Consider the following 22,951-nt stretch of genomic DNA (forward strand, 5'->3'; position numbering starts at 1 on the left):
ATATTTAAATAAATATTAAATTATTATTTAATATTTAAAAATAAATAAGATATTGTTACTTTTTGTAAATACACACTTTCATATTCAGTGCAAGATAAAAAACAAAATGTAACAAAAGATAAGTATAAATACGGATTATAAGAAAAAATTTATTTTTAATAGTCTAGAATTTTAGGCAAACTTGTTTCTTTTTGAAATTTTATTTGCTTTTTTGAAAAGAGACAAAAACCAAAGTAAAAGTCTTCTGCTTGCACTCATCTTTGTTTGCTCGGCAAAATACTGCGCAATATCAGCTCGTGCAAACATCAAAGCAAAAGAAAAAGGTGTCATGCCTAAGCCATTGTTTTCATTGATATTTGCTCCATGCTCCACTAAAAGCTTAGCCATATCAAAATAACCCTTAAAGCATACACCAGCTAAGGGCGTTTGTCCGCGATCGTTTTTCTCATCAACTATTGCTCCATGCTTTAAAAGCATTTTTGCAGTCGCTAAGGCGTTGTGATAGCTTGCGAGCATTAAAAGACTATCGCCTTTGTGGTTTTTTAAATTTGCACTTAAGCCAGCTTCTATCATCGTTTTGAGGTTTTCGCATTCATCATTTCTGGCAAAATTAAACGCCATGGCACAAAGCTCTTCGTAACGTTTTTCTTCTTCTTGAGTTAAATTTTGTATCATTGTAACTTCCTTATGTTGCATAAACTTAAAACTGCCAACTCCAAGGAGCGTCAAGTTGGCAGTTTTAAGTTTATAAATGCGTAAAGCAAAAAGACTTTACGCTTAAGATTAACCAAGAGCTTTTTTTACTCCAGCAGCATACTCAGGGCTGATTTTTTCAAAATGCCCTAAAGCTCTTTGAATGATTGCCTTATCAACACCTTCCATAGAAGCAGCTATGTTATTAAAGAGCTGATTTTTTTGATCAGCGTTCATAAGATCAAACAAAGCCCTTGGCTGAGTGTAAAAATCCTCATCAAGTGGGGCATATCTTTGTGCATTGCCATTAAGCTCAAGATCAGGCTCAAGATAAGACTTATCTTCTTTTGGGCTGTAATCATAGCTATTTGGTTCATAATACGCTGCTTTGTTTTTGTAAGTATCACTATTCATCGCACCAGCGACATTATAGGTATTTACTTCGCTTTTTGCAGCATTTACCGGTAAAAGATGATAATTTGTGCCTATGCGGTAGCGTTGTGCGTCTGGATAGCTAAAAATCCTACCTTGAAGCATTTTATCAGGGCTAAAACTAATTCCCGGGACTATGTTTGACGGCGAAAACGCAGCTTGCTCAACTTCATTGAAGTAATTATCCACATTGCGGTTAAGCACCATTTCACCTACATCGATAAGTGGCACATCTTTATGAGACCATACTTTAGTAAGATCAAAAGGATTGAAGCCTAACTTTTCAGCATCCTTCTCGCTTAAAATTTGAATTTTAAAGCTCCATTTTGGAAAGTCACCTTTTTCTATACTTTCAACCAAATCTCTTTGATGACTTTCTCTATCCTTAGCGATAAGTGCTTCTGCCTCAGCATTTGTAAGGTTTTTTATACCTTGTTTGGTTTTAAAGTGGAATTTCACCCAAAATCGTTCGCCCTTATCATTAATAAGGCTATAAGTATGACTTCCAAAGCCGTGCATATGGCGATAACTTGCCGGAATTCCTCTATCACTCATCAAAATCGTAACTTGATGAAGGCTTTCAGGACTTAAACTCCAAAAATCCCAAGCTGCGTTTGCACTTCTTAAATGTGTGCGCGGATCTCTTTTTTGTGTGTGGATAAAATCTGGGAATTTATATGGATCGCGTATAAAAAAGGTTGGGGTATTATTGCCTACTAAATCCCAATTCCCCTCTTTTGTGTAAAATTTGATCGCAAATCCTCTCACATCTCTTTCAGCATCAGCAGCTCCAGCCTCACCAGCAACGGTTGAAAAGCGAATGATAAGAGGGGTTTTTTCACCTTTTTGAAGCACTTTTGCTTTAGTATATCGTGAAATATCTTCTGTGATAACAAGCTCACCATAAGCTGCACTTCCTTTGGCATGAACTGTTCTTTCTGGAATTCTTTCTCTATTTTGATGAGCAAGTTTTTCAAGCAAGATATAATCTTGCAACAAAAGCGGTCCTTTTGCACCAGCACTAAGTGAGTTTTGATTATCAGCAACGATATTGCCGAAGTCATTTGTAAGTTTTTTCATTTAACTTCTCCTAGATAATAAATTTTATTGATTGATAAATTATATCTATAATAACTAAAAATAATCTTAAATAATAAAATTTATTATTTAAGATTTAATGGGTATTTGAAAATAAAATATCTTGCCTTAACTTTTTGTAAGAATCTAAAATAATAAATTCAATATTTTTGCTAAAAAGCATTGTCATAAAGAGAAAAACAAGGAAAAAATCTATAAAGTTCAGTGGATAAAAGACTAAAAATAAGCATTTGAAAAAGCCCGCAAACGCAGGCTTTTAGATTAAGAAAAAGAAGGTTTTATCGTCGCTACCCAAGCATCGATTCTACTTTCGGTTTGATCTTCGTGATTGTCATTGTCTAGTGCAAGTCCTACAAATTTACCATCTACCACAGCTTCGCTTGCTTCAAAGCTATAGCCATCAGTTGAAACCGCACCAACCAAAGTTGCGCCAGCTTCTTTAAGCTTCTCAGCAAGTTTTCCCATAGCGCCGCAGTAAGTATCTGAATAACTTTCGCTATCTCCCATTCCAAAAATAGCAACTGTTTTGCCACTTAATTTTAAGCCAGAAAAATCAAAAGCGTCCCAATCATCTTGAAGATCGCCGCTTCCCCAAGTTGAAGTTCCGCAAATAAGTTTATCGTAAGAATTAAGCTTATCAGCATCAACATCTGCTATGTTTAAAACATCGCTGATTCCTAGTTTTTCAGCTATAAGATTAGCTGCACCTTCTGTATTTCCCATAGCACTTCCATAAACTACGGCTACTGACATAAGTTCTCCTTTTATAATTGATAAAATTTTCTAAGCAATTCTAGCATAATTTTATATATTTTATGCAATAAATTTATTTTTTATATAAACAAAGTGTTTCTTTATTACACTACCACACTTAAAATTCATCTTCACCACAACAAAAATCTTTATTAAGATTAAAAATCTTGCAGTATTCAGAATACACACAACTCACGCTTCTTTTGGCACAAACTAAAGGAATTTTTCGTTTTTTTGCTTCGCCTTTGATTTTTTTCATTGTATTGTGATTTAAAAAACTTGTAAGCATCACAACACAACGAGTATCTTGGGGAATGGGCTTGCGATTAACTCTGTTTTCATTACGAGCATCCCAATGCTCAACTTTTTTCGCACCCAAATCATAAAGCACCGCCTTTATAGGCGTAATCTCATCTGCTCCTATCACTAAAACTGACATTTTTGCTCCTTGTAATTATCAAAATATAATTTAATAATTATTATTATAAACTAATGAAGCTAAATTTATTTTGAAATTTATTATAAAATTTTAAATTTTGATATTTTAACTGAGTCAATAATGAAATATAAAGCAATATATCTCTTTTAAAAACAATTTTATTTTGATTATATATAATTTAAAAAATTTCTAGCAGATTTGGTATATTTTTACTTGCTTTTTGAGTGATTGTAGTCATTTTTATTTTGCATGATTGAAATTTTATGGATAAATTTTTAAATACTTTCGCTTGTAAAGTCTTTTTCCTATCTTGACTTTTAAGAAAAATTTGTATATAATTTTGCCTTTGATATTGTCATCGGGGTGTAGCGCAGTCTGGTTAGCGCACCTGGTTTGGGACCAGGGGGCCGAAAGTTCGAATCTTTTCACCCCGACCATTTTGCAAATGGTGAGTGTAGCTCAGTCGGTTAGAGCATCAGATTGTGGTCCTGAGGGTCGTGGGTTCGATTCCCATCACTCACCCCAGTCGCGCTCGTAGCTCAACTGGATAGAGCGACAGACTTCGGATCTGTAGGTTATGGGTTCGATTCCTATCGGGCGCACCATTTTTTTGAGCGCTCATAGCTCAGCTGGATAGAGCAACGGCCTTCTAAGCCGTAGGTCAGAGGTTCGAATCCTCTTGGGCGTACCACTTTTTAAAGTTTTTGATTAAATTTACACAAGATTTTATTTGTTTAAATTTACGCTTTTGCGGATGTGGTGAAATTGGCAGACACGCCAGACTTAGGATCTGGTGCAGCAATGCGTGAAGGTTCAAGTCCTTTCATCCGCACCACCTTACTAAACTTTTATCTCTTTACTGGCTCTTACAAAATTTATTTAATTTAACAGGCAACAATAAAAAAATAAAATCATCTTTGATAGCTTATTTTTAAGTCTTTACTTTTTATAAATTTCCTTAAATTTTCTGAGTTCTTAATATGAAACACTTTTTAAGTCTTTACAAACAATTCTATCCTTGCAAAACAAATATAAAATTTTACTTTTTTCCTCAAAACTAGTTTAAATTTAGCTTTATTTTTGTAAAATGGCATTTTATTTTAAATTTTTTTATCATTTTAAATTCAAGGATAAGTTTTTGCAACTCATTACTAGTATCTTAAAAGAACATAAATTTAAAGTTTTTGCGTTCTTGTGTATCTCTATCGCTACGAGTTTGCTTGGTGTTGGTATCTTAGCTTTTATCAACGAATATTTGCTTAAGCAAGCTGGAAATTTTATCTTTATCATTTATTTTGCTTTGCTTTTGCTGATCTTTTTTGCAAGTTCTGTTTTTGTGGAGCTCAGTCTTGCCCACTTTGGACAAAAGTTCATTTATGCAACACAAAAAAAAGTTGTCAAACAAATCATCGATACTTCAGTGCTAAAAATCGATCAAATCGGCAAAGCAAAGCTTTTAGCCTCTTTAGGAAATGATGTTCGCACTATTTCTTTTGGCTTGCTTCGTTTTCCAGACTTTATCCAATCAAGCATTTTAATTATTGCGAGCAGTTTTTATCTTTTTTCACTTTCAGCAAAGATTTTTTTGCTCTGCTTTGTGTGGATTTTTGTGGTATTTTTTATCAACCATTTTTTTATGCGAAAAACTTATCATTATTTTCGCAAGGCAAGAGATAATGATGATGCCTTGCAAAATAATTACCAAAATATCATCGATGGACGCAAAGAACTCACGCTAAATACTTTCAGGGCAAAGCTTTACTATGAAAGTGAATTTGATATCAACGCCGAGGATAAACGCCGCAACAACACCCTAAGTTCTGCTATGCAAAGCTTGTCGAGCAATTTTACAAGTGTGGGCTTACTTGCACTTGTGGGCTTTGAATTTTATTGTTCCTTGCATTTTGCTTGGACTAGCCTTGAAAATGCTACGACTATAGCTATAGCCATACTTTTTTTACGCACGCCTTTAATGGCGATGATAGGGGCTTTTCCTACACTTTTAATGGCAAAAGTCGCTCTTGAAAAAATTCAAAAACTTGATCTAAGCGAATATAAACAAGACTTTAAAACCCTGCCTAACTCAAGCTCTTGGCAAAAGATAGAGTTCAAAAATGTGGCTTTTTCCTATGATGAAAAATTTTCCCTAAAGCCTACAAATCTTGAAATTCACAAAGGCGAGCTTATCTTTTTAATCGGCAAAAATGGTAGTGGCAAATCCACCTTTTCCCTCCTTTTAGCTGGACTTGTTAAGCCAAAAAGCGGGGCGATTTATCTTGATGAAAAGCAAATTGATGATGAAAATATCACTGAATATAGACGTTTAATCACAGCTATTTTTAGCGATTTTCATCTTTTTACCCAAACGATAAAAGATGATGAGTTAGCAAATGCCAAAGACATAGAACATTGGCTTGAGGTGCTTGAGCTTAAAGACAAGACAAAAGTAGAGCAAGGGCAGATCAAGCTTACTAAACTTTCTACCGGGCAAAGAAAACGCCTAGCCATGCTTATAGCTTTGCTTGAGGCAAGAGATATTTTAATCCTTGATGAATTTGCAGCTGATCAAGATCCACTTTTTAGACGCTTTTTTTATCAAAAACTTCTTCCCTTGCTTCAAAAAGAGGGCAAAACTATCATCGCTATCAGCCATGATGATAAGTATTTTGATATAGCTGATCGTATTTTGCTTGCACAAAATGGTCGTATAAGCGAGCTAAAAGGAGAAGATATAAAAGAAATCGCTAAAAATGCCGTGGAGCATTTTTAGTTTTAAACTTTAAAGTATTGTAAATTCAAAGCTTAAGGCTGATTTTAAAGCAAAAATAAATTTATAAAATTAGATATTATATATTTTAAGCAAAGTTTAGCTATAATCAGCCTTTTAAAAAATTTGTGGAGAAAAACTTGGAAAATATAAGAAATATAGCTGTTATAGCCCACGTTGATCATGGTAAAACAACTATGGTTGATGAGCTTTTAAAACAAAGTGGCACCTTTAGTGAAAGAGAGCAAATCGCTGAAAGAGTGATGGATAGCAATGATATAGAAAAAGAAAGAGGCATTACCATACTTTCAAAAAATACAGCCATTAATTACAAAGGCACAAAGATCAATATCATCGATACTCCAGGACATGCTGATTTTGGAGGCGAGGTTGAACGGGTTTTAAAGATGATTGATGGGGTGCTCTTGCTTGTTGATGCCCAAGAAGGCGTAATGCCTCAAACTAAATTTGTGGTTAAAAAAGCCTTACAGCTTGGACTTAAGCCCATAGTTGTGATTAACAAGATAGACAAGCCTGCAGCTGATCCTGAACGCGTGATTAATGAAATTTTTGATCTTTTCGTAGCCTTAGAGGCAAATGATGAGCAACTTGACTTTGCTATAGTCTATGCAGCAGCAAAAAATGGCTATGCTAAGCTTGATATGAATGATGAAAGCAAGGACATGACTCCTCTTTTTGAAACTATCTTACAAAGAGTGCCAGCCCCAAGTGGCAATGCAAATAACCCTTTACAGCTTCAAGTTTTTACCCTAGGTTATGATAATTTTGTAGGCAAAATAGGCATAGCAAGAATTTTTAATGGCAAGGTGCGTAAAAATGAAAGTGTAATGCTTGCAAAAGCTGATGGAACTAAGGTGCAAGGACGCATTAGCAAGCTCATAGGCTTTATGGGCTTAGAAAAAATGGATATAGAAGAAGCCTCAAGCGGCGATATAGTAGCCATTGCTGGCTTTGAAGCCCTTGATGTTGGCGATAGCGTAGTTGATCCAAACAATCCTCAGCCCCTTGATCCACTTCACATAGAAGAACCAACCCTAAGCATAGTTTTTAGCGTCAATGATGGACCTCTTGCTGGCACAGAAGGCAAAAGTGTAACTTCAAATAAAATCGCAGAACGCCTAGAAGCCGAGATGAAAACCAATATAGCCATGCGTTATGAAAGCAGTGGCGAGGGTAAATTTAAGGTAAGCGGAAGAGGCGAGCTACAAATCACCATTTTAGCTGAAAATATGCGTAGAGAAGGCTTTGAGTTTTGCATGGGACGTCCTGAAGTTATAGTAAAAAATGAAAATGGAGTAAGAACTGAACCTTTTGAACACCTAGTCATCGATGTGCCTGATGAGTTTAGCGGAGTATGTATAGAAAAGCTTGGCAAAAGAAAGGCAGAGATGAAAACCATGAGTCCAACAGGAGATGGGCAAACTAGGCTTGAGTTTGAAATCCCAGCAAGGGGACTCATAGGCTTTAGAAGCCAGTTTTTAACCGATACTAAGGGCGAGGGCGTGATGAATCATAGCTTTTTAGAATTTCGCCCCTTCTCAGGAGCGGTTGAAAAACGCAATAATGGGGCTTTGATCTCTATGGAAAATGGAGTGGCACTAGGGTATTCGCTTTTTAATCTCCAAGATCGAGGCGTGCTTTTCATAGAGCCTCAAACTAAGGTGTATATAGGTATGATCATAGGCGAGCATTCGCGTCCAAATGATCTTGATGTCAATCCTATCAAAGGTAAAAACCTAACCAATGTAAGAGCCAGTGGAAGTGATGATGCCATAAAACTTGTGCCACCAAGAAAACTTAGCCTTGAAAGAGCACTAGAGTGGATAGAAGAAGATGAACTTGTAGAAGTTACCCCACAAAACATACGCGTTCGCAAACGTTATCTTGATCCAACCCAAAGAAAAAGAATGGAAAAGAGTAAAAACTAATGCTTTTTGATGAGCCAAACAACCCTATCGATAAAAGGCGAAAAGCTTATGTATTAAGATTAAATTTATTGCGTTTTTTTGCCTTTTTTCAAGGCTTTATCATCTTTATGGTCTTAATCAAAGTTTCACAAGACTTTGTGCTTGCTTTTGCTGGTGGGGCTTTGTTTGGCTATGGAGTTTATCGGCTTTTTATCAGTAAAGCCTTTGCTCAAAAAAAGCTTATCGATGAAAAAAAAGAGCTTGAAAAACTCATACTTGAGGAGTTTTTAAAAGAAGAAGAAGGAAAATTTTCAAATGAAGGCATAAAAGAAAAGGAATTTAAAAGCCTTTTTAACTTTAAACCAAGTGAATTTAAATCCGCAAATGCCTTTGAGTTTAAGAATTTCAAGCTTTATGATGTGCTCTTTAAAGATGAAAAAAACCGCTTTTTTGTAGGTGTTTTGCTTATAAGTCAAAACCCTTTGCAAAATGATAAAATGCTAAGTCAAGACGAGTTTTATTCTGCAAAAATCCCAAAAAAGTTTAGCACTGAAGTTAAATTCATACAAGGTAAAGCCTGCCTAATCAAAACAAGGATAAATCCTTTTTTCATCCATCTGCATCTTAGTTTAGAACAAAACAAAAGTGCTTTAAAGCAAAATTTAGCTCAACTTGAAAAGCTTTTATCATGAAAAAAATAAGAATTGTATATCAAAATTATCCCCCCCCCCCCCCCATAGTATAATAAATTTTTTACGCAAAAAATACAGATAAAAAATACTTTTGAAAGGAAAAAAAGTGAAATTCATTCGTTATAAACACTCTCTCAACAAGAGAACAACCCAAGTTTGTGGTATCCCACTTTTTACACGCCTAAGAGTGCCTTATGCTAGGGGGGGGGGGCTTTGAATTTGTTCGCTATGTGTATAAGTTTTTAAATTTTACTTATCATAGAACACATAGTATAGCTGAGCTTATCGATGAAAATACACTTTCTCAATCGACTTTAAATTTACAAATTCTTAATTTAGTCCAAGAAAATTCACAAAAACTTAATCTTCTCACCCGCCTTAAGCAAAGACAGCTACCGGGTAAATTTTGGATGGAGCTAAGCAAAGGAAAAGCTTTGTGCGAAGAAAGCGATAAGGTTGAAAAAGTTCAAAAACTGCTTGCGAATTTAGATCAGCAAAGCAAAGAAAATGTATGCAAACTCTTGGTAAGATTAAAGCAAAACTATCTTAACTCAGGACAAGGCTACATCACACTTGAAAAAGCTGAAATCAAAGAACTCAACAAGATAGAATATGAGTTTATACCTTCTATCTTAGAGCTTGCAAAAAATGTGTTTTGTTATAATGGATATTTTTTACCGATAAAACATTTTGAAGCTGGTGTATTTTTGTATAAGCACTCGCTTGATATTTTGCACCCAAATACTCTCAAGATGATGAAAGAAAAAGATTTTATCGATGTTGGTGGTTTTATAGGTGATAGTGCCATTATCTTTGAAAACGAATTTTGCAACAAGCAAATTCACACCTTTGAAGCCTCGAGTAAAAATTTCGAACTCTTAAAGCAAACGTTAAAGCTTAATTCAAGTAAAAGGATAATTCCTATCAATAAAGGTTTAGGTTCAAAAAACGGGATAAATACCATTAGTGCAGGCTTTGGAAGCGGTGCAAGTATGGTATTTAAAGATCAAAATAATGTCGAAGAAGTCCAAATCATCACCTTAGATGAATATGTCGCCCAACACAAGCTCGAAGTAGGTTTCATAAAAGTTGATATAGAAGGCTTTGAACAAGAGTTTTTAAAAGGAGCTAAAAAGACAATTTGTGAGCAAAAACCAGCTATGCTCATTAGTATTTATCATAGCTCGCAAGACTTTTTTGATATAAAACCTATGATAGAGTCTTGGGATCTAGGCTATACTTTTAAAATTCATCGTCCAACTGATACTTGGAATATCAGCATAGAAACAGCATTATATTGCGATCCTATACAAAAATAATGTAAAAATGAAATAAAATCTAAAAAATGGTTTTATTTCATTTTGAATCTAAAAGATAAGACAGAATACGCAATACAAACAATAAGCAACTAACTTTTATTGAGTCTTTATAACTTACTCATTCGATTTTAATTCTTTTTCTGAACCTCTAGTTTTGTGTGCCTCACTTCAACTTTCTTTACAAAACTTATAATATATAAATTTAAAACAAGGGTATTATCTACAAAATATTATAAATGATAATAGATATTTATTTAATTTAAATTTAATCCTTTTTATACTATACTCAAATTTTTATTTTACAAAGAAAGGACTTAAGATGAAAAAACATTTGTTTTCATTTGCTTGCGTTATAGCTTGCTCTGGTGTTGCTTTGGCTGATGAACCGTTGCATAGGCTTGATGCGAGCGTGATTTCTGGATCAAGTATGATTTCAAAGCTTGATGAGCTGAACCGCAATGTCTATACTATAGACAAAAATAGCCTCTTAGATAAAGGATTTAAAGATACTGAAAGTGCTTTTCGATATATGCCTTTTGTTAATCTCTCAAATACTGGTTTGGGTTCAAATTTGGATTTAAGAGGGCAAGGCAACAAGGCAAATACTAGCGTTCAAGTGCTGATTAATGGCGTGTATGCAAATATGCTTGATTCTTCACATGGGGTAACGCCTTTAAACACGCTTTCGCCAAGTTCTATTGAAGAGATTGAGCTTCTGCCTGGTGGTGGAGCGGTGCGTTATGGTAATGGCACAAGGGGCGGTGTGGTGAATATCATCACAAGAAGACGTTTTGATGATCCTTTTTTAAGTGCTGGACTTAATTTCTCGCACAACAGTGCTACTTTTGGTAATAATTATAACGCCGATGTAAGATATGGGGATAAATTTGGCGATACACATGTCAATGTCGGTGCAGCTTTGATTAACAAAAGAGGTCCTCGCTCTTATGATAAAACAAGTGGCGGACAAGGAAATTTTGGTGTATTGTATGATATTAATCCGGGCGAAAGCATTATCTTTGATGCGGATTTTTTCAAAGGTAGCATTCACACAAGCCCAAATAATTCTTTTTTAGATAATGCTAATCCTAGCAAAGATGATAGACAAAGACAAGGCAATGGCAGACTTCACAACGAGCAAACTCGCTTTACGACAAGTTTAGGCTATGAAAATGAATACAGCGAGGAGCTGAAATTTGATGCTAAGGTTTTTTATCATTATAATAGGATAGATTATAAAGACTCAGTAACAAGGCTAAATGATTATGCATACAATAGCATGATACTTTCGGGCGTAACAAGCGCTGATCAAAGTGGCTCTTTTTTTGATGATCAAAAGATAGGCTTTAACACAAATTTACAATACGATCACGGCACAGGTAAGTTTTTAGCTGGTTTTGAGTCCTTATATCAAATGTCAAAAAGAACGATGAATCAACGCATATTTTGGAGTGGCTCTGCTTCTATGAATGGTAGTATAACTGTTACAAGATATGATCACGCTATGCGAATTCCTTTTGAGGGCAACAAATGGACAAATGCTCTATATATGATAGAAAAATACGATTTTACAGATAAATTCTCACTTACGGGGGGGGGGCGTTACGAATTTGCTCATTATGATATAGACGCAAACTATCATAATGATATGCTTTTATCGATGACTATGCCAACTCCTCCGGGAACGCCAATGAATCAAAATATAGCCTACTCAGTAAATGGCTCTCTTACAGATAATCTCCATAATTTCGCTTTTGAACTTACTCCAAGTTACAAATACTCAGACACAGGCACAATTTACGCAAAATATGAAAGAGGATATTTCTCTCCATCTCCAAATTCTATGCTTAAACGCTCTGGAAGGGCTTATCAAACAACCGATCTTAAAAAAGAAACTTACGATACTTTTGAGCTTGGCTTAAAAGACTTTTTCTTTGATACGATCACCTACAGCGGCTCGGTATTTTATACCCAAACTCGCAATGAATTTTACACCATAGGAAACGCCCATTCGCCAACAGGTGTAGAGTATGGCAACTACGATAAAACGAGACGATATGGCTTTGAAGTCGCAAGCGAGCAGTTTTTGGGGATATTAAGCCTTAATGAAAGCTTTAGCTATGTTGATGCAAAAATCAAAGGTGGTTCAAAAATCCCAAATGTATATACTTATAAAGCCACTTTAGGAGCAAGTGTAGAAGTAGTGCAAGATACGAGTGTGTGGGTGCAAAATGCCTTTTTTGGCAAGCAAAAAGTCACAGGACAAAATGAAAGCTTAAAAGCCTATAGCTTAAGCGATATAGGCGTAAGCACAAAAGTAGGACAAGTCAGTCTTAGCGCTGGTGTGAGAAATGTCTTTGATACTTTTTACTATGATTACTATAATGCAGATGAAACCGATACAATCGCTGGATATGGCTACTTAGTAGGACAAGGAAGAACTTTCTTTCTTGAAGGAAGATATGATTTTTAATTTTAATTAAAAAGCTTGCAAACACTCACGATAATTCCTCCTTCACTTTTTATCGTGAGTGAAAAGCATGCTTTTAAATTTGAATATATTATATATATTTTTGCGGATTGCTTCATCTTATAAGCACAGCAAAAAAGCTTCTAAAACCCATTAAATCAAGCTTGAGAAAGTATCTCAGCCCTGCCATTTATCACAGCCAAACAATGCTCATAATGAGCTGTATTTAAGCCATCTTTACTCGCTGCGTCCCATTTACCTTTAAGGTGCGTTGGGGTGCCGTCTTTTTGGCAGATCATCGGCTCTATACAAAATACCATTGAGTTTTTGATTTTTGCTCCACTTTTGATATTTTCGCCCTTTTGGGTGTAGTTTGGAATTTCAGGCTCGCCGTGTGGTTTTGAGCCTATGCCGTGTCCGCAGTATCCTAGCAAAGGCACAAAACCTCTTTTGTGAATGAAGCTTTCTATAGCCGCTGAAAGCTCCTTAAAACGCATACCTTCTTTGATAATGTCTATGGCATAATACAGCGCGTCCTTTGCACAAGAAATTAATGCTTCATCTTGGGCGGAAATTTTGCCTATGCCTATGGTTCTAGCTGCATCACCATAAAAGCCATCTTTAAAAGTGCCTACATCAAGCCCGAGTATATCGCCTTCTTTGATCTTAGTATCATCTGGCGTGCCGTGAATGCAGACTTGATTTAAAGAAGTGCAAATGGCTCCTTCAAAGCCATAAAGCCCTTTAAAACTTGGCTTTGCTCCCTTTGAGAGTATGAATTTTTCCGCCATATCGCTGATGTCTTTTAAGCTCATACCGACTTGAATTTCTTTTTCAAGATAGTCTAGGGTTTGGGCGACGATTTTGTTTGCAGCTCTTAGCTTGTCAATTTCTGCTGGTTTTTTAAGTTCTATCATGTTTTAATCCAAAAAAATTTGATATGCTTTGCAAAAATCATTCAATCTTTCATCACTCATAGCAAAGCTACCATCACTATGAAAAATGCCTTTGAAATTAAAGCCTATATAAAGGCACATTGCTCTGAAATTATAAGTGATTTCTTCTATAGTATAGCCATTTGCTCCATCTTTTTGATAGTTTTGCTTAGGGCTTCCTGTGCTGATAGCTAAAGAAAAGTTTTTGCCTACCAAAGCCCTACTTTCAAGCAAATCAGGTAAAAAGATCGTATCCATATAACTTTTAAGCAGTGGCGGACAATTCAGCCAAAAAAGCGGAAATTGAAAGATGATATGCTCGGCTTTCACAAGAAAATCTTGTTCAAGTTTGATGTCAAATTCTTTCTTGCCCTTTTCATAAAGTGCTTCTAAATTCCTTACTTCAGCCTTATCTTGCGCGGCTTTAAGTAAGGCTTTATTTACCCTTGAGTTTTCAAAATGGGTGTGTGAAAATATGATAAGATTTTTCATTTTTATCCTTTTTGTTATAATATAGAGCAAAAATCTTGCCCAAAACTTACGCTACAAAGCTAAAACTACTTTGAGTTTGAGCTTTATTTTGCTCTTGATATGCTAGGGCTACTAAATTTGCGCGCTGGTTTAAATTTGTTTTGTTGTCATTATCTAAGCTTGAATTTTGCTTTAAATCAGCCTCGTTATTTGGATAAGAATTTGTAGCTAAAGCATTTTTGTTTTGATTGAAATTTGTTGTTTGATTTGAAAAATTAGCTTTGTTTTCTTGGGAATTTGTGCTTAAATTTGTGTTTAAGCTTTCATTTAAAGGCTTTTGATTAGGTTCAAATTTAGCATTTAAAGAATCACTTTCCCTCTCTTCATCTTGTGTTTTTTGCTCTTGTTGGGCTTGTTTTTTTTCTTTAAGTTCTTGTTGGGCTTTGTTTTCTTCAGCTTTTTGCTTGTTAAGTTCAGCTCTTGCATTAATTTCCATTTTCATCGCATTTGCTGCCACAGCGTAATCTTGTGGGCTTGGATCACTTGGCGCCATAGCTGCGGCTTGAATTTGCCTTGCATTAGCTATGGTTTCTTCTGGAGTGTTGCCCTCTGACATAGATATAGGCACTTCTCCAGCTATAGCATACATTTTATTATCAGGACCTCTAGTGTAAGTATAACTTGCCCCGCCCGTAAGTCCGCCACCAGCAGCTACATGAGCCATTTCATGAGCTCTTACTTTGGTATCTGTGATTTGAAGCTGACTGACTACTCTTCGTTCATCTTGGGTGAGTTCATTTGGATTGTCTTTTTTTTCTTGAGTAGTGTTATTTTGTTTTGTTTCGTCTTTTTCTTCTGTGGAGTTTTGGCTGTTTAAGCCCAAAGTATTCTTTTCTTCTGTCTTATTTTTGGACATATCATAAGAAATGCTTGATGAAAAATTCGAATACTGAATTTGCATACCTTGCTCTTTTTTGATGAAATTTTGCCTGTATTATAACGAAAATTTGCTACACTTGAGCTTGAATTTATCAAAGAAAGGCTGAAAAATGATTTTTGAAAACGAAAATTTCTATATAGAACAAGAGCTTTCACAAATTCCTTGGCTAAAAATCTTTACCAAAGAGCCTTTTAAGGAGCTAAGTGATTGTCCTTTGGCTATACAAAATGAGCTTTTTGCTTTGATTTTAGAGTGTGAAAGGGCTTTAAGGGATTTTTATAAACCAGAAAAAATCAATATCGCTTCATTTGCAAACTATGTCCCGCGCGTGCATTTTCATGTTATGGCTCGCTTTAAAGAAGATGAGTTTTTTCCAGAGTGTATGTGGGGCAAGCCTCAAAGGCAAAAAGTTACACTCAACTTGCCTAAATTTTCAGACTTTGCTGAGTTTTTACAAGGTAGATTAAAGCAAAAATAAGAGTTTTTTGACAGCAAAACAAACATTTACTTATCATTATTTTTCATCACTTAGAATTTCAATACAAAATTTATCAAAAAGGATTGACAATGAAAAAATTACTTCTTTCTTCACTCGTTGCAGCTTCACTGCTTAGTTCAGCACTAGTTGCCAAAGAATACACGCTTGATAAAACGCACACTAATGTGGGCTTTAAGATCAAACACTTGCAAATTTCAAATGTGCGTGGAAATTTCACTGATTATGATGGGCTTGTTGATTATGATGCTCAAAGTGGCGAGTTTAAAAAACTTCAAGCAAAAATCAAAGTTGCTTCAGTAGATACTGACAACAAATCAAGAGACGATCATTTACAACAAGATGATTTTTTCAAAGCAAAAACTCACCCTGAAATCACTTTTGTGATGAAAAAATTTGACAAAAATAGCAAAAAAATGACAGGCACACTCACTATAGCTGGCGTTTCAAAAGACATCACTTTAAACACTGATATAGGCGGCGTTGCTCAAGCTCAAGGCAAGGAAAAACTTGGTTTTTCACTTAATGGCGTGATTAAAAGATCAGATTTTAAATTTGCTCCAAGCTCATCAACTGTAGCTTTAGGCGATGAAGTTGAACTTAACATAGAAGTAGAAGCAAACGCAAAATAATTTTTAGACTTTAAGCTCTAAATTTTAGGGCTTAAAGCTCTTTTATCTCTCTTAAAAGCTCTTCAAATGAAGCTTTTGAACTCAAACTCTTAAGTGCAAAGCTTAAAATCACCTTTTCATTTTCAAGTTTAAAGCTTACTTGTGAGAAAAAAAGCTCGATTTGCTTTAGCACAAGCTCATCATTTACCACAAAAACAAAATCCTTATCAACGCTAAAAATTTTATAATTTTTGAAATTCTTTCTTAATAACTTTGCTATAGCTTTGAGTAAAATCAAGGCATATTTTTCTTGCATAGCTTCAAGTTCATTAAAATGAAGTATGAAAATTTGATAATTTTCAAGCCCTATAAGATAGCGTTTGAGGCTTTTTTGATTGGGTAGCTTTGTAACAAGATCAAAATACATTATTTTATAACTATGATAAAACATATACAGCACAAAAAAAAGCGAAGCAAACTCAAAAAAAGGATAAGCATCAAGTCCAAATAAAAACTGCACAAAACTTAGCACAAAAGCAACGCTTAGATAAATTTGAGCCTTTAAAACACACCATATCAAAAAAAACATAAACAAAACAAGAAAAAATACAAAAGCTATATCGCTAACAAAATCAAGATTTTCAAAAAGCTTTGTGCTTAAAGCTGCATTAAAATTGGTATTTTTGCTTAGGAAAAAACCCAAAATCAACACAAAAATCAAGATAGCGATTTTACTTAAATTTCTTTTTTCAAGCACAAGATTTGAAGCTGGCAAAAGTGCAAAAAGCACAAACACAAAAGGCAAAAACAAACAAACAAACAAATGCGCTTGATACAAGCTTGCATACACATACACAAATCGCATACAAAGCAAAGCAAGAGTGATGAAAAAAATACGCGAATTTTTAAAATAAAAACTCAAAAACAAAGCAAAAAGCTCAAAAACAAAACTCAACATCGCTAAGGAGTTTAACAATAAAAGTGAAGACAAACAAAAACCTTTGATATAAGAAAATAATGCGAAATTATAGCCATTTTAAACTAAAATACAAATGAGTTTGCAAAAAGCTCGCACAAATTCAATGAAATTTAAGCAAAACACAAAAAATAAATTCAAAATATTTTTACTCAATGCAGCTTAGATATTATCATTTTTCTTTGATAATTTGCTCGCTTTTGTGTGAAAATTCTTTTAATTTTTCATAATTTTCTTTACTTAGTGTTATAGCCTCATCTATAGCCAAGCCTTGCATAATCACGCGGTAAAGATTTGGGCGGGTTTTTTTCCAGTTCCTTAAAGTCTGCACATCTACACCTAAAAATCCTGCTATATCTCGTTTTGTCATCTTTAACTCAAATTTTGATTTTTTAAAAGCTTAATCAATAAAATCTTAATTCCTAACAACATAATATTTATTATTTATTTTATAAAAAAGTATATATATTATGTTTTTTAAGATTTTTTAAAGTTTTATATTGCTATGATTTCTTTATATAATTTTACTATAAAGGAAAAATGATGAAAACCCGATTTAAGCTTGCTTTTATCAGCCTTGCTCTTATGGCATTTGTAGCGTGTGATTCAACTTCTATCAAAGAAACAACCTACTCAGATGGAGCCTTAAAAACACAAACTCCTTACAATGACGAAGGACGCATTCACGGCGAACGCAAAGAATACAACAGGGACGGACAGCTTATCCAAACAGAAACATTTAACAATGGTAAAAAAGAAGGACTTTCAAGAGTGTATTATTCAAATGGGCAAATCAAAGAAGAAGTTATGTTTAAAAATGGAAAAGAAAATGGTGCGTATAAAACATACAACGACAGAGGGGATTTGATTTTACAGATGAATTATAAAGACGGAAAGAAATTTGGACCATTTAAACAATACAACGCAGAAACTCTACAACTTATCGAAGAAGGTTCTTTTGGCGAGAAAGAACAACTTGATGGAATTTACAAACAATACAACAAAGAAGGGCTTCCTTTAAGCGAGCAGTCTTACAAAGATGGTAAGAAGGATGGCAAATTTGTGTATTATAAAGGTGCTGGCGAGATAGACAGAGAAGAAATGTGGAGTAATGGCATAAAGCAAAAGGATTAATTTTTGCTTTATTATCTTAATTTTGATGCAATTTTGCTTGCCAAAAATCTATCAAATTTGCATCAAAATCACAAATTTAAACTATTATCAAATTTAACTTGATATTTTTTACAAACACAATCCACAACAAAAAACAATAAAAGTAAAAAGTTAAATTTGAGCTTTTTTCTTTCTTTAAGATATTATGATACAATCTCATTTTATTTTTAAATTCAGGAATTTTTATGGTTGAGATTAGAAATTTAAGTATGCGTTTTGCCAATCAGCTTTTATTTGAAAATGTCAATCTCACGCTTAAAAAAGGCGAAAGATATGGACTTATAGGGGCAAATGGGGCTGGAAAATCTACTTTTTTAAAAATTCTCTCAAAAGAGCTTGAGGCTAGCAGTGGCGAGATTGAGTTTGATGCTGGGCTTCGCGTGGGTGTTTTAAAGCAAGATCAATTTGCCTTTGAAAACTACAGCATAAAAGATGCGGTAATGTGTGCAAATGATAGGCTTTTTAAGGCTTTGAAAGAAAAAGAAAAGCTTTATATGAGTGAAGAATTTACAGATGAGATTAATGAGCGTTTAAGCGAGCTTGAGATCATCACAGCCGAAGAAGATCCAAATTATGACTGCGAAACGCGTTGTGAAAAGATTTTAAGCGCTTTAAAAATCAAGGATTTTGACGCTCCTATGTCAAGCCTTCAAAATGCGGATAAATTTAAAGTCTTGCTAGCTCAAGTGCTGTTTTTAGGTGCTGATGTGCTATTTTTAGATGAACCAACAAACAACCTTGACTTTGAAACCATAGCTTGGCTTGAAAATGAACTTTTAAAGCATGAGGGCACACTTGTGGTTATCAGCCATGATAGGCATTTTTTAAACCGAATTTGCACGCGGATTTTAGATGTGGATTTTAAGCAGATTAGGGATTTTGCTGGAAATTATGATGATTGGTATATGGCTTCTACACTTTTGGCTAAACAAGCTGAACTTAAAAGAGACAAAGCCCTAGCTCAAAAAGAAGAGCTTGAAAGCTTCATAAGACGTTTTTCAGCAAATGCAAGCAAGGCGAAACAAGCCACAAGTAGAGCAAAAGCCTTAGCAAAGCTTGAACTTGAAGAAATTCAAATCTCAACGCGTCGCGATCCAAGCATACTTTTTCGCCCTCAAAGAGAGATAGGTAATGAAGTTTTAGAGTTAAAAAATATCTCAAAAAGCTATGATAAACCTCTTTTTAAGGATTTAAATCTCAAGATAGAAAAAAACGATAAAATCGCTCTTATAGGCACAAATGGCGTAGGCAAAAGCACCCTGGCTAAAATCATCGCTTCAAAACTAAAAGCTGATAGCGGGGATATTCATCTAGGTGCAACTATAGAACTTGGGTATTTTACGCAAGATACAAGTAGTGTTATTTGTGAAAATTTGAAACTTTATGAATGGCTCATGAGTGAGAAATTCAAGGACCTTGATGAAATTCGCAAATGTTTAGGTAGAATGCTCTTTAGTGGCAATGATCAAGAAAAACTAGCCTCAAGCTTAAGTGGGGGCGAAAAACACCGCCTAGCCCTTGCAAAACTTATGCTTGAACGCCCAAATTTCTTGCTTTTAGATGAGCCTGATAACCACCTTGATCTTGAAGCGATCATCGCTTTGGGTGAGGCTTTGTTTAATTTTAAAGGTGTGGTGCTTTGTATCAGCCACGATAGAGAGCTTATCAGTGCATTTGCAAACCGCATTTGGCACTTAAAAGACGGCGAGTTGATCGATTTTCGCGGCTCGTTTGAGGAGTATTTGCAAGGAGAATTGTGATGAATACCTATAAAATCAAATACGCAGCTGGTTTTGGACACTATACCCAAAATCACAAAGGCTTTGGACCAACAATTTACATTGAAGAAACTGTGCTTTATGAAAGCACGAAGGATTATTTTGACTATATGGATTTTTATCTTTCGCATTCAAAAAGCGACGATACTTATTTTCATATCTCATTTTTAGAAGATCGCCCTCTAAGCGAGCAAGAACTAAAAACAAGAAATGCTTATCGCAAGCTTCGAGATGAACGCTGTGAAAAGGCTAAGCTTGAGTTCATCGAAAATTCAGAACTTGAAGCTGAATATCATCCTAAGCATGGAGATTAAGCTATAAAAATCTAAATTTTCTCCTTTTAGGAACGATTTTTGCTTGTTTTAAGAGCATATTTTGAAAGGAGAAAAGACTATGCAAGTAAATTACAAAACCATAAGTTCCATGGAATTTGATGTTTTAAGCGGAACTTATAAAAAAGTTGATAAGCAAGTTGAAGACGAATCAGCTTCGCTGTTCTCTCAGCTCATAAACAATGACGCAGAGCAAGAGCAAAACGACTTATCAAAACTAAGCACTGATATTTCAGGCTTTAACACAAGCGATCAGAGTTTTAATGATAGCTTTAACACAGCGCTTCAAAGCTTTCGTTTTAGACAAAGCGAAAATGAGTTTTTAAAGACTCAAAGCCCAGTCAATCAAACACAAGACGAGCAAAAGCAAAATTTAACTGCTGATTTGCTTTCTATGCTTTCTTGATCTAAAAAGCGAATAGCACCGAGCAAAAATAAAATGGATTGCAAACAATGACTTGCAAAAATAAAGCTTTTTCATTGTAAGGCTTTAAAAAAGCCAAAGCAATCCATTCAAAAAAAGCAGAAAATTGCTTCGCAAAATTTACACTTTACACGCAAGAAAGCTTGCTTTTCAAGCCTTACTTAACCTAGCTAAACAAGCCACATAAAATCTTTGAAGTTCAAATGAGTATTATTTTGCAAGAAAAATTGCAAACTTTTTTGCTGATCTTGACTTAAATTCAAATTTATACGCACCTTATCATCTTGAAATTCTGGATAAAATTCAAAGGCATTCTTAAGCAAAAAATGTCTTACTTTATCAAAATCCTTAATCTCAAGGCTTAAAACACTGCTTTTTTTAAACTCAAACTCCACAAGTTTGGCTACAGATATAGCCTCATTTACCGCTTGAGTATAAGCACGCACAAGCCCACCTGTGCCAAGTTTTATACCGCCAAAATAGCGCACAACAATCACCGCCACATTCACAAGCTCGCTTCCTCTTAAAGCATTTAAACTTGGCAAACCCGAAGTGCCTTTTGGCTCATTATCATCACTTTTATCCTCGACAATCTGGCTCAATTCATTTAAAAATCGATACGCATAGACGAAATGAACGGCTTTGATATGCTCTTTTTTAAGCGTTTCAAGCAAATTTTTAAATTCAAAAAAAGGGCAAAGATATGCTATAAATTTGGACTTTTTAATTTCAATCTGGGTGCTATAAGTTTTTTCGATAGTTTTCATAAGAACATTATATCAAAAAGCTTGAAAAGTATTCAAATATGAATTTCAAAAACTCGTAATTACTTTAAAGACAAAAATACCAAAAAACTGCACTTTTACAAAAATATTAATTTTTCGTTTTTTTTTTTTTGATATTTTTTGATCTGAGTATTGATTGTCCTCTATACAATAAAGGTGTAAAATGAAATTTTTTGTAACAAAAGATGAAAGAAATAATATTATTTATCATTATAAGCCTCTAGATGAAATCAAGCAAGAAACAAATATCAATTTTTATGGAAAAAATAATATCATTTTTTTGTGTGAAAAAGCTTTTTTACAAAAAAGTAAAATTTATATATCAGGTGATGAAAATTTACTTTTTATAGCCAATACAAATTTTTGTATGGATATTAATATCTTTGGGTTTTCACTTTGTTATGTGGGAAATAATAATTTTTTAAATCCTTTTAGAAAACCTTCAAGAGCTGAATTATCAGAACATAAGGCTCTTATTATTGGGGATAATAATCTCATCTCTTGGGAATGCGAATTTGAAAATTTTGACTGGCATTTCATCTATGATAAGACAAGTAAAAAACGTATAAATGAGGCTAAAAACATACACATAGGAGATTTTTGCTGGATTTCTCAAAATGCTAAATTTTTAAAAGGGGGCTTTGTCGCAAGTGGCTCCATTATAGGTGCTAGAAGTGTAACTTCAGGGAAAGTTTATTATTCAAATTCCATATATGCTGGAGTGAGTGCAAAAAAAATTAAAACCAATGTTTTTTGGCATAGTTCTTGCCCTATAAGTTGGGACAAAAAAGCTATTCAAGCTTACAATTTTTATGATAAAGAGGAGTGCTGTTTCACCTTCCAAAAAGAAAAATTCCTCAATCCAGCTCTAATAGAAAAAGAACTAGAAAGTATGGATACAGCTTTGCAAAAGCTTGAGTTTGTGTATGATTATATCTATAATAACACAGAAAAAAATCGTTTTGCTTTGTTTGAAGATAGTGATATTAGCGAATGTAAATTATATAAAGATGAAAGTAAAACAGCCTTTAAAGACTTAGAATTTATCGATAGTAAAGAACTTCAAAAACTAGAAATTTTTAAACCAAAAGGAGCTAAGGAAAGAATTCAAAACACACTTTCTTATAAACTTGGCTTAGCAATGATACAAAACTCAAAAAATACAAGTGGTATCATAAGATTGCCTTTTACTTTGCTTAAGATTCAAAACAAACACAACAAAGCTCAAAAACTTTATCAAGAACAAATTAAAATAAATCCAAATTTAAAACTTCCACCTTTGCAAACTTATGAAGATTATCATGAAGCTTTAAAAGCAAAAGAGCATTTAAGTTATAAGTTAGGAGAAGCTTTGATACAAGCTCATAAAAACATACTTAAGGGAGGATATGTGAAATTTTTCTTTGAGTTAAAGAGGATTAAAAATACTCATTGCAAAA

At 34.3% G+C, this 22,951-nt stretch carries 20 protein-coding genes, 5 tRNA genes and 2 pseudogenes; 17 read left to right on the plus strand and 10 right to left on the minus strand.

What is annotated here, in order from left to right:
- Positions 1 to 171 precede the first annotated feature (171 nt).
- The 4 genes from DMB95_RS09015 to DMB95_RS09030 form a co-directional block, all read right to left on the minus strand.
- On the minus strand, positions 172 to 675 hold the full coding sequence (locus tag DMB95_RS09015; protein ID WP_202922035.1) for an ankyrin repeat domain-containing protein: 504 nt from the start codon (positions 673 to 675) through the stop codon (positions 172 to 174).
- Positions 676 to 783: 108 nt separating this feature from the next.
- Positions 784 to 2,205, minus strand: coding sequence for a catalase (locus tag DMB95_RS09020; RefSeq protein ID WP_137633641.1), 1,422 nt, complete (start codon positions 2,203 to 2,205; stop codon positions 784 to 786).
- 279 nt (positions 2,206 to 2,484) lie between these two features.
- A complete protein-coding gene (gene fldA / locus DMB95_RS09025; protein WP_142931796.1) occupies positions 2,485 to 2,976 on the minus strand; it encodes a flavodoxin FldA in 492 nt (163 codons plus the stop codon).
- A 118-nt stretch (positions 2,977 to 3,094) separates the two neighbouring features.
- On the minus strand, positions 3,095 to 3,415 hold the full coding sequence (locus tag DMB95_RS09030; RefSeq protein WP_137633639.1) for a DUF2325 domain-containing protein: 321 nt from the start codon (positions 3,413 to 3,415) through the stop codon (positions 3,095 to 3,097).
- A gap of 359 nt (positions 3,416 to 3,774) precedes the next feature.
- Between DMB95_RS09030 and DMB95_RS09035 the strand changes: the two genes are divergently transcribed.
- From DMB95_RS09035 to DMB95_RS09080, 10 genes are all read left to right on the plus strand, one after another.
- Positions 3,775 to 3,852, plus strand: a tRNA-Pro gene (locus DMB95_RS09035).
- 11 nt (positions 3,853 to 3,863) lie between these two features.
- Positions 3,864 to 3,940, plus strand: a tRNA-His gene (locus DMB95_RS09040).
- Between the two features lie 3 nt (positions 3,941 to 3,943).
- Positions 3,944 to 4,020, plus strand: a tRNA-Arg gene (locus DMB95_RS09045).
- A 9-nt stretch (positions 4,021 to 4,029) separates the two neighbouring features.
- Positions 4,030 to 4,106: transfer RNA gene (locus tag DMB95_RS09050), tRNA-Arg, on the plus strand.
- A gap of 59 nt (positions 4,107 to 4,165) precedes the next feature.
- Positions 4,166 to 4,250 (plus strand) — tRNA-Leu (locus tag DMB95_RS09055).
- A 303-nt stretch (positions 4,251 to 4,553) separates the two neighbouring features.
- Positions 4,554 to 6,185, plus strand: a complete 1,632-nt coding sequence (locus DMB95_RS09060) for a multidrug ABC transporter permease/ATP-binding protein (RefSeq protein ID WP_260604845.1) — start codon at positions 4,554 to 4,556, stop codon at positions 6,183 to 6,185.
- A 137-nt stretch (positions 6,186 to 6,322) separates the two neighbouring features.
- The gene (gene typA / locus DMB95_RS09065; RefSeq protein WP_142931798.1) at positions 6,323 to 8,131 is read left to right on the plus strand and encodes a translational GTPase TypA; all 1,809 of its coding nucleotides are present in this window, start codon (positions 6,323 to 6,325) and stop codon (positions 8,129 to 8,131) included.
- On the plus strand, positions 8,131 to 8,802 hold the full coding sequence (locus DMB95_RS09070; RefSeq protein ID WP_142931799.1) for a hypothetical protein: 672 nt from the start codon (positions 8,131 to 8,133) through the stop codon (positions 8,800 to 8,802). Before typA ends, DMB95_RS09070 begins: the two co-directional genes overlap by 1 nt.
- Positions 8,803 to 8,996: 194 nt before the next feature.
- On the plus strand, positions 8,997 to 10,121 hold the full coding sequence (locus DMB95_RS09075) for an FkbM family methyltransferase (RefSeq protein WP_238386920.1): 1,125 nt from the start codon (positions 8,997 to 8,999) through the stop codon (positions 10,119 to 10,121).
- 319 nt (positions 10,122 to 10,440) lie between these two features.
- Positions 10,441 to 12,594 carry a TonB-dependent receptor gene (locus tag DMB95_RS09080; protein WP_142931800.1) on the plus strand — a complete coding sequence of 718 codons (2,154 nt, stop codon included), beginning with the start codon at positions 10,441 to 10,443 and terminating at the stop codon, positions 12,592 to 12,594.
- Positions 12,595 to 12,749: 155 nt separating this feature from the next.
- On the opposite strand, the gene map is transcribed toward DMB95_RS09080, so the two are convergent.
- The 3 genes and pseudogenes from map to DMB95_RS09095 form a co-directional block, all read right to left on the minus strand.
- Complete coding sequence (gene map, locus DMB95_RS09085; protein WP_137633635.1) at positions 12,750 to 13,508, minus strand: type I methionyl aminopeptidase; 759 nt, start codon at positions 13,506 to 13,508, stop codon at positions 12,750 to 12,752.
- 3 nt (positions 13,509 to 13,511) lie between these two features.
- Positions 13,512 to 14,018 carry an NAD(P)H-dependent oxidoreductase gene (locus tag DMB95_RS09090; RefSeq protein WP_142931801.1) on the minus strand — a complete coding sequence of 169 codons (507 nt, stop codon included), beginning with the start codon at positions 14,016 to 14,018 and terminating at the stop codon, positions 13,512 to 13,514.
- Positions 14,019 to 14,265: 247 nt separating this feature from the next.
- Positions 14,266 to 14,958 (minus strand): annotated as a pseudogene (locus DMB95_RS09095) (putative metalloprotease CJM1_0395 family protein); the annotation flags it as partial.
- 88 nt (positions 14,959 to 15,046) lie between these two features.
- Here DMB95_RS09095 and DMB95_RS09100 point away from each other — a divergent pair.
- Positions 15,047 to 15,415 (plus strand): HIT family protein, encoded by a 369-nt coding sequence (locus DMB95_RS09100; RefSeq protein ID WP_142931803.1) that lies wholly within the window; start codon positions 15,047 to 15,049, stop codon positions 15,413 to 15,415.
- An 89-nt stretch (positions 15,416 to 15,504) separates the two neighbouring features.
- Entirely contained in the window at positions 15,505 to 16,065 is a 561-nt protein-coding gene (locus DMB95_RS09105) for a YceI family protein (protein ID WP_142931804.1), read from the plus strand.
- A gap of 31 nt (positions 16,066 to 16,096) precedes the next feature.
- Here the strand turns inward: DMB95_RS09105 and DMB95_RS09110 are convergent, their stop codons facing one another.
- Positions 16,097 to 17,035, minus strand: a complete 939-nt coding sequence (locus DMB95_RS09110; RefSeq protein WP_142931805.1) for a hypothetical protein — start codon at positions 17,033 to 17,035, stop codon at positions 16,097 to 16,099.
- A gap of 157 nt (positions 17,036 to 17,192) precedes the next feature.
- Positions 17,193 to 17,390: a hypothetical protein gene (locus DMB95_RS09115; RefSeq protein WP_137633629.1), complete on the minus strand. Its 198-nt coding sequence runs from the start codon at positions 17,388 to 17,390 to the stop codon at positions 17,193 to 17,195.
- Positions 17,391 to 17,563: 173 nt separating this feature from the next.
- Between DMB95_RS09115 and DMB95_RS09120 the strand changes: the two genes are divergently transcribed.
- The 4 genes from DMB95_RS09120 (at position 17,564) to DMB95_RS09135 (ending at position 20,709) form a co-directional block, all read left to right on the plus strand.
- Positions 17,564 to 18,154 carry a toxin-antitoxin system YwqK family antitoxin gene (locus DMB95_RS09120; protein WP_185906694.1) on the plus strand — a complete coding sequence of 197 codons (591 nt, stop codon included), beginning with the start codon at positions 17,564 to 17,566 and terminating at the stop codon, positions 18,152 to 18,154.
- Positions 18,155 to 18,378: 224 nt separating this feature from the next.
- Complete coding sequence (locus DMB95_RS09125; RefSeq protein WP_142931807.1) at positions 18,379 to 19,953, plus strand: ABC-F family ATP-binding cassette domain-containing protein; 1,575 nt, start codon at positions 18,379 to 18,381, stop codon at positions 19,951 to 19,953.
- Positions 19,953 to 20,285: a hypothetical protein gene (locus DMB95_RS09130; RefSeq protein ID WP_137633626.1), complete on the plus strand. Its 333-nt coding sequence runs from the start codon at positions 19,953 to 19,955 to the stop codon at positions 20,283 to 20,285. The genes DMB95_RS09125 and DMB95_RS09130 overlap by 1 nt, the downstream gene beginning before the upstream one ends.
- A gap of 79 nt (positions 20,286 to 20,364) precedes the next feature.
- A complete protein-coding gene (locus DMB95_RS09135; RefSeq protein ID WP_142931808.1) occupies positions 20,365 to 20,709 on the plus strand; it encodes a hypothetical protein in 345 nt (114 codons plus the stop codon).
- Between the two features lie 188 nt (positions 20,710 to 20,897).
- Here the strand turns inward: DMB95_RS09135 and DMB95_RS09140 are convergent, their stop codons facing one another.
- Positions 20,898 to 21,494, minus strand: coding sequence for an IMPACT family protein (locus DMB95_RS09140; RefSeq protein WP_137633624.1), 597 nt, complete (start codon positions 21,492 to 21,494; stop codon positions 20,898 to 20,900).
- A 181-nt stretch (positions 21,495 to 21,675) separates the two neighbouring features.
- Between DMB95_RS09140 and DMB95_RS09145 the strand changes: the two are divergent.
- Positions 21,676 to 22,951: pseudogene (locus DMB95_RS09145) on the plus strand (hypothetical protein); the annotation flags it as partial.

Source organism: Campylobacter sp. MIT 12-8780, assembly GCF_006864535.1.
Classification (GTDB): domain Bacteria; phylum Campylobacterota; class Campylobacteria; order Campylobacterales; family Campylobacteraceae; genus Campylobacter_D.

Coding starts and splice junctions, on each gene's coding strand:
- DMB95_RS09015 (WP_202922035.1), bottom strand. CDS start 675: ATGATACAAAATTTAACTCAAGAAGAAGAAAAACGTTACGAAGAGCTT.
- DMB95_RS09020 (WP_137633641.1), bottom strand. CDS start 2,205: ATGAAAAAACTTACAAATGACTTCGGCAATATCGTTGCTGATAATCAA.
- fldA (WP_142931796.1), bottom strand. CDS start 2,976: ATGTCAGTAGCCGTAGTTTATGGAAGTGCTATGGGAAATACAGAAGGT.
- DMB95_RS09030 (WP_137633639.1), bottom strand. CDS start 3,415: ATGTCAGTTTTAGTGATAGGAGCAGATGAGATTACGCCTATAAAGGCG.
- DMB95_RS09070 (WP_142931799.1), top strand. CDS start 8,131: ATGCTTTTTGATGAGCCAAACAACCCTATCGATAAAAGGCGAAAAGCT.
- DMB95_RS09075 (WP_238386920.1), top strand. CDS start 8,997: ATGCTAGGGGGGGGGGGCTTTGAATTTGTTCGCTATGTGTATAAGTTT.
- DMB95_RS09080 (WP_142931800.1), top strand. CDS start 10,441: ATGAAAAAACATTTGTTTTCATTTGCTTGCGTTATAGCTTGCTCTGGT.
- map (WP_137633635.1), bottom strand. CDS start 13,508: ATGATAGAACTTAAAAAACCAGCAGAAATTGACAAGCTAAGAGCTGCA.
- DMB95_RS09090 (WP_142931801.1), bottom strand. CDS start 14,018: ATGAAAAATCTTATCATATTTTCACACACCCATTTTGAAAACTCAAGG.
- DMB95_RS09100 (WP_142931803.1), top strand. CDS start 15,047: ATGATTTTTGAAAACGAAAATTTCTATATAGAACAAGAGCTTTCACAA.
- DMB95_RS09105 (WP_142931804.1), top strand. CDS start 15,505: ATGAAAAAATTACTTCTTTCTTCACTCGTTGCAGCTTCACTGCTTAGT.
- DMB95_RS09115 (WP_137633629.1), bottom strand. CDS start 17,390: ATGACAAAACGAGATATAGCAGGATTTTTAGGTGTAGATGTGCAGACT.
- DMB95_RS09120 (WP_185906694.1), top strand. CDS start 17,564: ATGAAAACCCGATTTAAGCTTGCTTTTATCAGCCTTGCTCTTATGGCA.
- DMB95_RS09125 (WP_142931807.1), top strand. CDS start 18,379: ATGGTTGAGATTAGAAATTTAAGTATGCGTTTTGCCAATCAGCTTTTA.
- DMB95_RS09130 (WP_137633626.1), top strand. CDS start 19,953: ATGAATACCTATAAAATCAAATACGCAGCTGGTTTTGGACACTATACC.
- DMB95_RS09135 (WP_142931808.1), top strand. CDS start 20,365: ATGCAAGTAAATTACAAAACCATAAGTTCCATGGAATTTGATGTTTTA.
- DMB95_RS09140 (WP_137633624.1), bottom strand. CDS start 21,494: ATGAAAACTATCGAAAAAACTTATAGCACCCAGATTGAAATTAAAAAG.